The sequence below is a fragment of the Geotalea toluenoxydans JCM 15764 genome, assembly GCF_001311985.1.
In the GTDB taxonomy this organism is placed as follows: Bacteria; Desulfobacterota; Desulfuromonadia; order Geobacterales; family Geobacteraceae; genus Geotalea; species Geotalea toluenoxydans.
This window is the reverse complement of record NZ_BBCJ01000009.1, coordinates 46,630-59,228: the sequence shown is the minus strand read 5'-3', so window position 1 is coordinate 59,228 and position 12,599 is coordinate 46,630. Positions and strand designations below refer to the sequence as shown.

11 protein-coding genes and 4 pseudogenes are annotated in these 12,599 nt (G+C 53.8%); 9 read left to right on the top strand and 6 right to left on the bottom strand.

Features of this window, described 5'->3' with window-relative positions; genetic code table 11:
• Positions 1 to 51: 51 nt before the first annotated feature.
• From grpE to hemW, 3 genes and pseudogenes are all read right to left on the bottom strand, one after another.
• Positions 52 to 642, bottom strand: coding sequence for a nucleotide exchange factor GrpE (gene grpE / locus JCM15764_RS07430; protein ID WP_054694146.1), 591 nt, complete (start codon positions 640 to 642; stop codon positions 52 to 54).
• 43 nt (positions 643 to 685) lie between these two features.
• Positions 686 to 1,715, bottom strand: a pseudogene (hrcA, locus tag JCM15764_RS07425) (heat-inducible transcriptional repressor HrcA).
• A 131-nt stretch (positions 1,716 to 1,846) separates the two neighbouring features.
• Entirely contained in the window at positions 1,847 to 3,028 is a 1,182-nt protein-coding gene (hemW, locus tag JCM15764_RS07420; RefSeq protein WP_243688544.1) for a radical SAM family heme chaperone HemW, read from the bottom strand.
• Positions 3,029 to 3,112: 84 nt separating this feature from the next.
• On the opposite strand from hemW, the pseudogene JCM15764_RS07415 reads away from it, so the two are divergent.
• From JCM15764_RS07415 to ybgF, 7 genes and pseudogenes are all read left to right on the top strand, one after another.
• Positions 3,113 to 3,893: pseudogene (locus JCM15764_RS07415) on the top strand (carbon-nitrogen family hydrolase).
• 122 nt (positions 3,894 to 4,015) lie between these two features.
• Positions 4,016 to 4,690 carry a protein TolQ gene (gene tolQ / locus JCM15764_RS07410; protein WP_012646191.1) on the top strand — a complete coding sequence of 225 codons (675 nt, stop codon included), beginning with the start codon at positions 4,016 to 4,018 and terminating at the stop codon, positions 4,688 to 4,690.
• Between the two features lie 9 nt (positions 4,691 to 4,699).
• Complete coding sequence (tolR, locus tag JCM15764_RS07405; protein WP_012646190.1) at positions 4,700 to 5,119, top strand: protein TolR; 420 nt, start codon at positions 4,700 to 4,702, stop codon at positions 5,117 to 5,119.
• Positions 5,116 to 5,883 carry an energy transducer TonB gene (locus JCM15764_RS07400; RefSeq protein WP_054694143.1) on the top strand — a complete coding sequence of 256 codons (768 nt, stop codon included), beginning with the start codon at positions 5,116 to 5,118 and terminating at the stop codon, positions 5,881 to 5,883. Before tolR ends, JCM15764_RS07400 begins: the two co-directional genes overlap by 4 nt.
• A 20-nt stretch (positions 5,884 to 5,903) precedes the next feature.
• A pseudogene (gene tolB / locus JCM15764_RS07395) lies at positions 5,904 to 7,156 on the top strand (Tol-Pal system beta propeller repeat protein TolB).
• Positions 7,157 to 7,288: 132 nt separating this feature from the next.
• Positions 7,289 to 7,873, top strand: coding sequence for a peptidoglycan-associated lipoprotein Pal (gene pal / locus JCM15764_RS07390; RefSeq protein ID WP_054694140.1), 585 nt, complete (start codon positions 7,289 to 7,291; stop codon positions 7,871 to 7,873).
• A 95-nt stretch (positions 7,874 to 7,968) separates the two neighbouring features.
• Positions 7,969 to 8,796: a tol-pal system protein YbgF gene (gene ybgF / locus JCM15764_RS07385; protein WP_054694359.1), complete on the top strand. Its 828-nt coding sequence runs from the start codon at positions 7,969 to 7,971 to the stop codon at positions 8,794 to 8,796.
• Between the two features lie 54 nt (positions 8,797 to 8,850).
• Here ybgF and tatB read toward each other — a convergent pair whose 3' ends face one another.
• A complete protein-coding gene (tatB, locus tag JCM15764_RS07380; RefSeq protein WP_054694137.1) occupies positions 8,851 to 9,102 on the bottom strand; it encodes a Sec-independent protein translocase protein TatB in 252 nt (83 codons plus the stop codon).
• Between the two features lie 208 nt (positions 9,103 to 9,310).
• Here tatB and nadA point away from each other — a divergent pair.
• Positions 9,311 to 10,223 (top strand): annotated as a pseudogene (gene nadA, locus JCM15764_RS07375) (quinolinate synthase NadA).
• 11 nt (positions 10,224 to 10,234) lie between these two features.
• Entirely contained in the window at positions 10,235 to 10,906 is a 672-nt protein-coding gene (locus JCM15764_RS07370) for an endonuclease III domain-containing protein (protein ID WP_439645268.1), read from the top strand.
• On the opposite strand, the gene JCM15764_RS07365 is transcribed toward JCM15764_RS07370, so the two are convergent.
• Positions 10,901 to 11,818 carry a diguanylate cyclase gene (locus JCM15764_RS07365; RefSeq protein ID WP_054694130.1) on the bottom strand — a complete coding sequence of 306 codons (918 nt, stop codon included), beginning with the start codon at positions 11,816 to 11,818 and terminating at the stop codon, positions 10,901 to 10,903. The two genes, JCM15764_RS07370 and JCM15764_RS07365, sit on opposite strands and share 6 nt — an antisense overlap.
• 70 nt (positions 11,819 to 11,888) lie before the next feature.
• Positions 11,889 to 12,554, bottom strand: coding sequence for a ribulose-phosphate 3-epimerase (gene rpe, locus JCM15764_RS07360; protein WP_054694126.1), 666 nt, complete (start codon positions 12,552 to 12,554; stop codon positions 11,889 to 11,891).
• Positions 12,555 to 12,599 lie beyond the last annotated feature (45 nt).

The following is a 12,599-nucleotide window of genomic DNA, read 5'->3' as shown; positions in this document are numbered from 1 at the left end:
TTCGGGCTTTTAACGTCGAATCTCGAACATTGCACCTCGAACCTGCTCTTTTTACTTCGCCACCGAGACCAGGGCCGGCCGCAACAACCGCTCATTGAGCAGGTAGCCCTTCTGGAACTCAGCTACGATGGTATTGGGTTCCTGTTCGGTGGACTCCACCTGGCTCATGGCCTGATGAAAGGCGGGATCGAAAGCGGTACCAGGTCCGGACTGCACCGGGGTGACACCGAATTTCTTCAGGGTCGACTGGAGCATGCTCAAGGTCAATTTGATCCCTTCTATGATGGCTGCCATGCTTTCTTCGCTGGCATGCTCAAGGGCACGCTCCATGTTATCAATGGCAGGGAGAATCTCAAGAATCAACGACTCATTGCCGTACTTGAGCAGCTCTTCCTTCTCCTTCTGCACCCTTTTCCGGTAATTCTCCAGGTCAGCCCGCTCACGGAGATATTTATCCCAGTTTGCCGCTGCCTCAGCTTCTTTAGCTTTTAATGCATTTTCCATCTCTGCCAGCTTATCGGGCTCAGCTTCAGTCAGGTCAGCTGATTCCGCGCCTTCTTGTTTTTCGGATTCTTCAGCAGTCGAAGCCTTTTCCTTGAGAGCTTCGCTGATGGAACTCGCGCTGTGTTTCTTCTTATCCACTGTTGTTAATCTCCTTGACCATGTGCTTAAGTGTAATTGTTGTTTATTCCATCTCCAACAACCTGCTCACCAGCTTTGCCGTATAATCACGATGGGAATAACCTTGGCATAGCCCATTCTCGTGGGTCCGACCACTCCCAGCACCCCCAGGGTATTCTGGCCGGTGACATAGGTGGAGGTGATGAGACTCATTCCCGGCATGTCGCTCAGGTGGGATTCGGCTCCAATGTATATCTGCACACCTTCAGCGGCAATGGCCCGATCGAACAGCTGCAGGATGGTGCTTTTTTTCTCGAAGGTGCGGAATATCTCTTTCATCTTCGCCACATCGGCAAATTCAGGCTGATCAAAGATGTTTACCTGCCCCTCGATGAAAATCTCTGCAACATCCTCGTCGATCGTCTTGGTGGAGAGGGCCAATGCCCTGGCCATGAAGCGATCATATTTCGCCTTGTCGCTCTGCATCTCCTGCAAAAGCTTTGACCGCACCTGAGCGATGGTAAGCCCTTCAAGCAGGTCATTCAGATAGTTGGACATCTTAACCAGGTCATCAGCCGGTATATCCTCGTCCGCTTCGATGATGCGGTTCTGCACCGTGCCGTTCTGAGAAACGAGGATCGCCAGTAAGCGCCTGCTCCCCAGCTTGACGAACTCGATCTGACGGAAAACGTTGGCATCAAAGCGCGGGGCAACGACAATACCATATAATGGGAGGTGGAGGAAAGCATCCGGCTCGTTTCCTTGAGCACCTCCGCCATATCCTTGCCTGTCACGGAACAGCGCCTGAGAATCTCCTCCTGCTCGTCACGGCCAATGTTCCTCACCGACAGGAGCGAATTCACGTAGAAACGGTAAGCTTTGTCAGTGGGGATACGCCCGGCTGAAGTATGAGGCGAAGCGAGAAAACCCATCTCCTCCAAGTCAGACATGACATTTCTCACCGTAGCCGGGGAAAGGGACATGGGGTGCCTGCGAGTGATGGTCCTGCTGCCGACCGGCTCCGCCGTGACGATGTAATCCTCGATGATCGCTTCGAGAATCTGCCTGCCTCGGGGAGAAAGCTGCTCGTCCATAAGTGTACCTCTTTAAAGCACATTAGCACTCAAAGAATTTGAGTGCTAATGCTGTCAAAATAACAACCGGATTAGTCTTTGTCAAGGGATTTTCCCCCCTTTTGATGGGGGTTTGACAGCTTGCAAGCCTGCTAGATGAAGCTGGAGAAAATCCTGTTGGCAAAGATGATTTTGTCTTGAGGGATAGCAATGTGACGACCCGACGTCATCAGCAGCCCCTTGCCTTCAAGCTCCCCGATAAGGCCTCCGTATTCTTCCTCAACAACAGGGCCGAATTCCTCGATGGCATCCTGCATATCAACCCCTTCCAGCAGGCGCAGCCCAAGGAAAAACGCCTCGGCAAGAGCATCCCGACGCGCAAGTTGCTGCAGCTCTTCCTCCTGCAGCTGGTCTTGCTGCATTGCCGCAAGGTAGGCGGTATGATTGCGGGGATTGACCCACCTCAAGCCCCAACCGGGTTCTCGCAGGAATGAATGGGCACCGGCGCCGAAACCGAGATAGTTGCCACGCCGCCAGTAAACCTGATTATGACGGGACTTGAAAAGAGGCCGGGCAAAGTTGGAGATCTCGTAATGCTCGTAACCATGCAAGGCAAGCAAATGTCTGGTAGCCTCGAACATGGCTGTCGCTTCATCCTCATGGGGCAGGTTAAGCACCCCAGCCTCGAACATGGCTGCAAACGGAGTCCCCTCCTCGACGCTGAGGCTATAGGCGGAAATGTGCTCCGGGCCAAGCCGGATTGCCTCGCCAAGAGCTTTTTCCCAAATGGTCAGGCTCTGGCCGGGAAGCGAGTGGATGAGATCGAAACCGATGTTGTCGAAGCCGGCTTTTCTCGCGGCCTTATAGGCGGCTAGCGATTCTTCTACACTATGGACACGGCCAAGTTGCTGCAAAAGGGCATCATCCAGCGCCTGCACCCCCAGGGACAAACGGTTTACCCCCGCAGCACGATAACCGGCAAGCTTTTCCGCCGTCACCGTGCCGGGGTTCGCCTCAATGGTAATCTCCGCATCGGTGTCCAATCCATAGAGGCGCGCCGCGGTGTCGATTACCCGCCCCACCAGCTGCGGCGCCATCAACGATGGAGTGCCGCCGCCAAAATAAAGAGTCGGCGCAGAAACCGGAGCGGCTAGCTGTCCGGCACGAAGCTCCATCTCCCGCACCACCGCCGCCACATACTCATCAGGGGAGACCAGGGAACCGGCAACGGAATCGAAATCGCAGTAGAGACATTTTTTCAGACAAAAAGGGAAATGGATGTAGAGAGAAACGTGCATAAGAAATGATAATCCATAGGAACGGCAAATGTCCAAATTTAACTCCTCTTGAAATAGATGTTTATTTGCATTAAACTTCCCCACATCATAATGAAATTTTATTTATGGAGGAGGTCGCCTGTGAGCAAGCAGATCAAGGCTGCCGCGGTGCAGTTCACTATCAAGGTTGGGGATATAGATGCCAACGTGGAGCATGTGCGGGAAGCCCTGCACCGGCTGCATGGGGAAGGGGTGCAGCTGGCGGTGCTGCCGGAGATGTGGAGCTGCGGCTTTGCCTATAGGGAATTGAACGAGCTGGCCAGGCGGACTCCCGAGGTGGTGGAGGAGATGGGCCGCCTTTCGGCGGAACTGGGCATGGTGCTGGTGGGGAGCCTGCCCGAACCGGAAGGGGACAAGGTCTGCAATACCGCCTATGTCCTTGATCAGGGCAAACTGGTGGGGAAATACCGGAAGATCCACCTCTTTTCCCTGATGAACGAGGACCGGGCCTTTACCGGCGGCGAATCATGGCTGTTAGCCGATACCAGTCTGGGAAAGATCGGCGTCATCATCTGCTACGACCTGCGCTTTCCCGAGCTGACCCGGCGTCTGGGCGGTGGAAGGGGCAGAGATCATCGTCGTCCCCGGCGAATGGCCGAAGCCGCGGCAGGAACACTGGCGGCTGCTCCTTCTGGGGAGGGCAATCGAAAACCAGCTCTTTATTGTTGCAGCCAACGCCTGCGGGGTGATGGGAAAGCTGGACTTCTTCGGCGCCAGCATGATCATCGGCCCCAAGGGAGAGATCCTCGCCGAAGGTGGCTATGAAAGCTGCGAACCCACGGCTGTCCTGGATTTTGCCGAAATGGAGAGCTGGCGGCAGCAGATCACCTGCTTCCCCGATCGAAAGCCGGAATTTTATTAACCCACCCCATGTTGATTCAAGCAGAAAAATCGTGTTGACTTCGGCATGCGGAAGGCTTATGTATTGGACTTTATCGCCGCAGACTAACAAATTTTGCATCCGCTATCAGGAGGTAACAAGCCTTGGAATTTTTCGCCACAACCGGACTGGTCGTAAAACTGGTACTCTTTGTTCTTCTTTACTTTTCAGTCGTTTCCTGGGCTATCATCTTCTACAAACTCCTTCAGGTGCACAGGGCGAATAACGAATCAGAACGTTTCCTGGAATTTTTCTGGAAGGCTAAACGCTTCGACGCCATCAATGCCCAGTTGGACCGCTTTGCCAATTCACCCCTCACCGTGCTTTTCAATGAAGGCTATGGTGAGCTGAAGAAGCTCATGGAAAAGGGAGAGGAAAAACAGGACCCTAATGTCATAAGTACCGATCTGGCAGGAATCGACAACATAACCCGTGCCTTGCGCCGCGCCACGACGTCGGAAATAACCAGACTGGAGAAATACCTGACATTCCTGGCGACTACCGGCTCCACTGCTCCTTTTATCGGACTTTTCGGCACGGTCTGGGGCATTATGACCGCTTTCAAGGGGATCGGCGAAACCGGCTCCGCATCACTTGCCGTTGTCGCTCCCGGCATTGCCGAGGCCTTGATCGCGACTGCAATTGGCCTGGTTGCCGCCATACCAGCCGTTATGGGATATAACCATTTTCAACAAAAAATCCGCGTTCTGATCGGCGAGATGGACAGCTTTTCCACGGAATTCCTCAACATTGTCCAGCGCACCTTCACCGGCAAATAGGAGAGCAGGATGGAACTGGGAAGCAGGGACAACAACGGCCGCTCCACCATGTCACAGATCAACGTCACACCATTGGTTGACGTCATGCTCGTTCTTCTGGTGATCTTCATGGTCACCGCACCCATGATGCAGCAAGGGGTGCAGGTCAACCTCCCCAAGGCGGACACCAAGGCACTGGCCCCCCAGGAAGAGACAGTCATCGTCACCCTGGAAAGGTCGGGCAGTATATTCATCAACAAGGCGGAAGTGCCGCAGGGCGAGCTCAAGACAAGGCTGGCAGGCATGTTTGCGTCAAGAGCCAAGAAAGAGGTTTTTCTCAAGGCGGACAAGGATGTTCCCTATGGTGAAGTGGTAAAAACCATGGCTGAAATCAAAGGTGCCGGTATTGAACGTCTCGGCATGGTCACGGAGCCTGCCCAAGGCAAATGAAACGCACACTTAAAAGAAAAGAGCCGGGACCAGGGGGAATGCTGGTCTGTTCCTTCCTCTTCCACCTGGTAATTTTTCTTATAATCACCCGATTCAACTTCCTGCCGGGTCTGTATACCGATAACACCCCCGTTTATTATGTGGATGTGGTCAGTCTGCCGGTGGCAAGTCCCCAGGCAGGAACTCCGGCCGGCGGCTCTCCTGCCTCCGTTCCCGTCACTGAACCTTCCCCACCGACAACGGAATCACAACAGATGAAGCTGCCCTCCACAAAACCTGCTCCAAAAGAAGCAGGCAAACAGCAGCCGAAAACCACAGCAGGAGTTGAAACAGCGCAGGAATTCGAAGAGCGTCTGGCAAAACTTGAGCGGGAAACCGAAGCTCGACATCAGGCAGCCGCTCTGGAAGCCGCAAGGAAAAGGGCCGCCGGCATCGGCAAAGGGCCGACTGGCATGCCGGCAGCTACCGGCACTGAAGCAGGAAGCGACTATTCCAACTACATCCGCTCACGCCTTGAAGATGCCTTCCGGCAGGAGGATACCTTCAAACCTGACAGGAATAAGGTCGTGGAAGTAAAGCTGACCATCGGCCGCAACGGAAAAATTATCAGCAAACGTTTCGAGCGCAGCTCGAATGATATAATGTTCAATAATGCCGTCGAGCGGGCCATAAGCAGGGCCGAAAGGGATTTCAGGCCGCCGCCCGGTGGCGGCAGCTATGAACACGGCTTCGTTTTCAAACCTCAAGGGGTAGGTAAAAATTGAAAAAATTTTTCATTCTCATAATGCTGCTCTGCCTGCCTGGCTTGAATTCGGCCCAGGACTATCTGGAGGTTACCGCCCCCGGCAATCGGCAACCACAACTTGCCATCGCCCCCCCCGTTCCCTTGTCCGGCACTCATAATGCCGAACTGGGCAAAACGATAACCGACATTTTCGCCTTCGACCTGACACTGGCCGGTCAATTTACCGTGATGCCCTCTCCCCCTGGTGAAACACGGACCGGCATCCGCGCGGGAGAGTTCGACCTGGCCCCATGGCAGGCTGCAGGTGCAAATCTGCTGGTAAAGAGCGGCTACATCGACAACGGTGCAACCATCACCATGGAGTTCAGGTTCTTCGACGTCAGCCGTGGCAAGGAATTGGTGGTAAAACGCTTTACGGGCAAGCGCAACGATCAACGCAAGATCGTCCACATGTTCAGCAACGAGATACTTTCGGCCACAACCGGGGAAACTGGTCCATTCACCGGCAAGACGGCCTTCGTCTCCACGGCATCAGGCAACAAGGAAATCTACCTGATGGACTATGACGGGTATAATGTGCAGCGCCTTACCAAAAACGGCTCCATCAACCTCAATCCCGATTTTTCGCCAAGCGGCAAGGAACTCATCTATACCTCCTACAAGAGGCGCAACCCTGATCTCTATCGGCGGGAACTGCTCACCGGCGCCGAGGCACGGATTTCCTCCCATCCAGGCATCAACGTGACCGGCGCATGGTCTCCGGACGGCAGCAGGATAGCTTTGGCCATGAGCAAGGACGGCAACTCCGAGATCTATACTATTTCCAAAGATGGCAAGCAGGTGGTCAGGCTCACCAAAAATGAGGCCATCGATGTCTCTCCGGCATGGTCTCCTGACGGTCCCGCATCGCCTTCGTATCGGACCGCCTGGGGAAACCGCAGATTTTCGTCATGAATGCGGACGGTTCCCACGTTACCCGTCTCACGACCAGCGGCACATACAACGTCAGCCCGCGCTGGTCTCCAAAGGGAAACACCATAGCCTACTGCCGACAGGAGGGAGGGTTCCAGATCCATGTCATAAACGTGGACGGAAGCAATGACATCAAGCTCACCTCCGATGGAAGCAATGAGCATCCAAGATGGTCGCCGGATGGCCGGTTCATAACCTTCAGCTCAAGCAGGGCAGGAAAAGAAGGGATATACGTCATGAGAAGCGACGGCACTGGACAGGTGAGGGTATCCCGCGGCAGCAGCGCCGATTCTCATCCCACCTGGTCGCCACACTGGTGAGTTCCGGTTTCATTTATATTTCTTAAGTCATTTGTTGAAATTGCCTTAGACTTATGTATAATCCATCTAGTTTTTGACTTTGCGAGGAGTCGATCCTCTGTTCTTAAAACTGTAATTAAAAGGAGAGAAGAAATGCGTAAGGGTATGGTAGGCTTGGTGACGGTTTTGTTTTGCGGTGCTCTTTTATGCGGTGGCTGTGCCAAGAAGGATATGGTAAAAGCTGAAGAGGCGACTGTACCACCGGTTACGACGGAAAAGCCTGCCGTAACCCCACCTGCCAAGCCCGCCCCCAGTGAAACCGTTAAGGAACAACCTATCCAGGAGGCACCGACGACAACGGCTGAATCAACCGTCAAGGAACAAGCTCCGACAGTTATCGCCGCCACCGAACTGGAAAAAGTCCTCTTTGATTTCGATTCTTTCGTCCTCTCGCCGGCGGCCCGAGACACCCTGTCCAAGAATGCCCAGTGGCTGGAGAAAAACAAACAGGTCAAAGTCCAGATCGAGGGTCACTGCGACGAGCGCGGTTCTGATGAATACAACCTGGCCCTTGGAGAAAAGCGCGCCAAGTCAGCAGTGAATTATCTTGTTACCCTCGGCATCCCCGCCAGCCAGCTGAGCGTTATCAGTTTCGGCAAGGAAAAGCCTGCTGACCCGGGTCATGACGAAGCTGCGTGGGCGCAAAACAGAAGAGCCGAATTCGTTATTCTCAAATAGAACGTCCAACATAAAGTAAAAAGGGAGCCTCGTGCAGGCTCCTTTTTTATATGCCGTTCCAACTAGTTTTGCTGTACAGGGGAGGATTGAAAATCATGCAGTTCGTCAGGAGAGGTTTGCCTCTCATCTTTATTATCGCTCTCGCCGGCTGTGCAACGAGAGAAACAGTGGATTCCATGCAACGTGACATGGATGAAATGAAGAGCCGCCTGTTCAAGATGGAAAAGGACATCGGCGGGATGCGCAGCGAGACCAAGGAAGGGATTGACAAGACCATCAAGGACTTTCACAAGGAGATGGAAAGCCAGCGCAAGGGAGCCGCTGATCTACAGGCGACCCTGGACAGCACCAAAGTTGACATGCAGGTCCTGACCGGCAAGGTCGACGATGTGCGGGTCCTGGCCCAGAAGCCGGCAGACGATCTGGCCCTGCTCAAGGAAGATACCGACCGTCGCCTGGCTGCCATGGAAGATCGCCTTGCCAGACTCGACAAGGGCTTTGATGAGTTCCAGAAGAAAATGACAGAGGCAAAAGCAGCGGAAGCTGAACAAACACCTGAGGCACTTTACCAGAAAGGATTGGAGACCTTGCGCAAGGGCGACCCCCAGAAGTCCAGGGAGTACCTGAGCAGATTTTTGGAACTGTTCCCCAAACACGACCTGGCGGCAAACGTGCATTACTGGCTGGGAGAAACCTATTACAGCGAAAAGAAATACGACCAGGCTATCCTCGAATTCCAGGAGATCATCAAGAATTATTCCGGCAATGAGAAGATTCCAGCAGCAATGCTGAAGCAGGCCATGGCCTTCAAGGAACTGGGAGATGCTAAAAGCGCCCGATACGTCTACAAAAAGCTGTCGGAAGATTATCCGCACACGGATGAAGCGCGCGTTGCCAAAGAAAAATTAAAGGATCTTAAGTAAAAAAAGACGGGGCTTTGGCCCCGTCTGCCTTTTCGCTCTCCTGTATCGGCAGGACTACACCTTCTTTGCTGCCGATTCCTTTTCTTCTTTAGCCTCTCCATTCTCTTCCGACTGGGGAAGCTTATCCTTCTCCTCCGCAGTGCTGGACTCCTCCTGGACACTCTGCTTGAAATCCTCAGTGGCCCTCTTGAATTCAGCGAGCCCTCGCCCAAGCGACCTGGCCAGGTCGGGAAGTTTTTGCGGGCCTATGACTACCAGCGCAATGACAAAAATGACAATCAGTTCCGGCATCCCGATTCCAAACATATCGAACCCCACCCATGATCCGTTAAAGTGTTAACAACTCTCAGGAAACCGCTTCCCGGCCTCAATCCTGACAAAATAATAGAGGTTTTACCATAGTGTGTCAAGGGACGTAATTTAAGGATTTGACATAGCCAGGAACATTGACTACTATCGGTTGGCACTTTGAAAACAGTGTACCTGCATGCAAAAGGAGACGTTGGCATCTACCATGTACCAGGATGATATGAAGAATGAAATCAGAGCCCTGCTCAAGGAACGAAACGGCATTTTGCTGGCCCACAATTACATGCGTGACGAGGTTCAGGAGATCGCAGACATTACCGGAGATTCCCTCGGGCTCTCAGTTGAGGCTGCAAAGACCTCAGCCTCGGTGATTGTCTTCTGCGGTGTTCATTTTATGGCTGAATCCGCATCTATCCTGGCACCGGACAAGACGGTCCTTCTGCCGCGACTCGACGCAGGCTGCCCCATGGCGGACATGGTGACTGTGCCTGCTCTTCAGGAGATGAAGAGACGCCATCCCGGAGTGCCGGTCGTAACCTATGTCAATTCGTCGGCAGCGGTCAAGGCCAACAGCGATATCTGCTGCACTTCCGCCAATGCGGTGAAAGTCGTACAATCACTGGCTGCGCCGGAAATCATCTTTGTTCCGGACAGGAATCTGGGGCGTTATGTGGCCCGTTTCACCGACAAGGTCTTCCATTTCTGGGACGGTTACTGCCCCACCCACGAGCGATTGAAGCCAGATAACGTAATCCGTCTGAAAAAGGAGAATCCCGACGCCCTGTTCATCTGCCATCCGAGTGCAACCCCGAGGTGGAGGCGCTGGCTGATCATGTTTGTTCAACCACCGGCATGTACGATTTCTGCAAAAAAAGTTCGGCCAAACGCTTTATCATCGGCACGGAAGCCGGTATTCTCTATAAACTGCAAAAGGAAAATCCGGGCAAAGAATTCATTCTCGCCTCACCCGCCTTGTCTGCCCCAACATGAAGCTTACTTCGCTGGAAGACATTCTCACCGCATTGAAAACAATGACCCCCGTCGTCAAGGTTTCCGAAGAGGTACGGGAGCCGGCAAAACTGGCACTGGACCGAATGCTGGCCATTCCAAGGGACTGATGCACAAGCCGTTGCAAGCGGAAAACCGATCGGCAAGGCGTCAGGAACTCCTCCGGGTTTTCAACTCGCTTTTTGACCACTATGGAAAGCTGCATTGGTGGCCGGCGGAGACCCCCTTCGAGGTCTGCGTCGGCGCCATATTGACCCAGAACACCAACTGGGGCAATGTGGAAAAGGCAATCGCCAACCTCAAAAAAGCGGATCTTTTGTCGGCAACAACCCTGCGTGATGTGCCGGTGGAAGAGCTCGCCCAGGTGATCAAGCCCGCTGGTTTTTTCAATGTGAAGAGCGCCAGGCTGAAGGATTTCGTCGGCTGGCTTTTTGAGAGATACCTTGGCAGGCTTGAGGCGATGTTTGCCGGAGATTGGCTTGAACTGAGGGAAGAGCTGCTGAAGGTGAGGGGTATCGGGAGGGAAACCTGCGATTCGATCCTGCTCTATGCCGGCAATAAACCTTCCTTCGTCGTTGATGCTTACACCAAGCGGCTTTTTACCCACCTGGGATTAGTCTCGGCAAAGGATGACTATGAGGCGGTGCGCGCTCTGTTCATGGATAATCTTCCAGCCGATGCCGCACTGTTCAATGACTTCCATGCCCTGATCGTCCAGCACTGCAAGGTGCATTGTCGAAAAAAGCCGTTGTGCAGCGGCTGCAGGCTGCATCTTTCCTGCAATGGCTCATGACATCGCCTCTGCCTTGTTTCTACCCCCCTGTTTGGCTTTGTAGAGTGCTTCATCCGCCTGCCTGAACAGCGAATCCACGCAATCCACCTTGGCTGACGGAAATGTGGCCACACCAAGGCTGACGGTAATCGTCAAACCATTCATTTTTCCGGTAAAGACGATTTCCTGTACCGCACAGCGACAGCGTTCAGCGAAAAGCATCGCCTGGGGCAGTGCCGTCTCCGAAAGCAGGACTACGAATTCCTCCCCCCCGTAACGGGCAGCCACATCATAGCTGCGGACCATTTTTTTCAGCAGAGCTGCGACCGCAGCCAATACAACGTCCCCTTGCTGGTGCCCGTAATTGTCGTTTACCTTCTTGAAGTGATCGATGTCTATGATTATCAGGGACAGGGAGCTCTCCTTCCGCGCGGCCCGCTGGTATTCCCGATCAAGTGCCTCCATAAGGTAGCGGCGATTGTACAGGTGGGTGAGCGGGTCGGTGTTGGAGAGCTGCTTGAGAAGCTCGTTGGAACGCTTCAGCTCGTCCTGCAGGCACTTGATCTTCAATTGAACCTTGACCCTCGCTACCAGTTCCCCTGCATCGAAGGGCTTGGTAACGTAATCGCACGCCCCTTCCTCAAGCCCTTTTATCTTCAGATCCCGGTCTTCACGGCCAGTGAGCATTATTACCGGAATATCCTTCAGTTCATCGCGCGTCTGCAGCATGGAAATGAATTTAAAGCCATCCATGCGCGGCATTTCCAGGTCACAGAGGATCAGATCTACCGGACTGTTGAGAACGAGCTTGAAGGCTTCAATACCATCTGCCGCCTCCAGGTAATTGTCGAAAAGAGAGACTTTCTGCAGGGTCTTTACGATCTGGGCCCGGACTTGGTTGGAATCATCGATTATGAGGATGCTTGTTGCCATATTTTTGAGTCCGGTTCAACAATTGTTAATGGTCCTGGTTTCGGGAAAGCAGCAACATGGTTAACAGCAATCAAAGGACCGGCTCCTTTGCCCGGAGCTTCATCTCGGCAATGGTGGCAGCATAGTCACTGCTGCCGAAGACGGCACTTCCCGCCACGAAGACATCGGCGCCGGCGTGGGCAATCTGGGCGATATTGGATTCCTTGACCCCCCCATCCACCTCCAGCTCGGTCTCCAGTCCCTTTTTATCAAGCAGGCCGCGCAGTGCCTGTATCTTCGGCAGACAGGCATCGATGAAAGACTGGCCCCCAAAGCCGGGATTGACCGTCATCAGCAGCACCAGATCCAACTCATCCAGAATATGGTCCAGACAGTGCAGACTTGTGGCTGGATTCAGCGACACACCGGCCTTTTTGCCAAAGGACTTGATGAGCTGCACCGTCCGGTGCAGGTGATTGGTGGCCTCGGCATGGACAACGATAATATCGGCTCCGGCCTTGGCAAACTCGCCAATGTAGCGATCAGGGGCATCGATCATCAGATGCACGTCCAGGGGCAGCCGGGTCACCCGGCGGACGGCCTCCACCACCAGGGGGCCAATGGTAATATTGGGGACGAAACTGCCGTCCATGACGTCAATGTGGATATAGTCGGCTCCCGCCGCTTCCACTGCCCGCACCTCGTCTCCGAGACGGGAAAAGTCGGCGGAAAGTATGGATGGTGCTATTTTTTTCATGACAACCTCCGGGAAGTAAAAGGGGGCTCTTGCCCCAATGCCGAC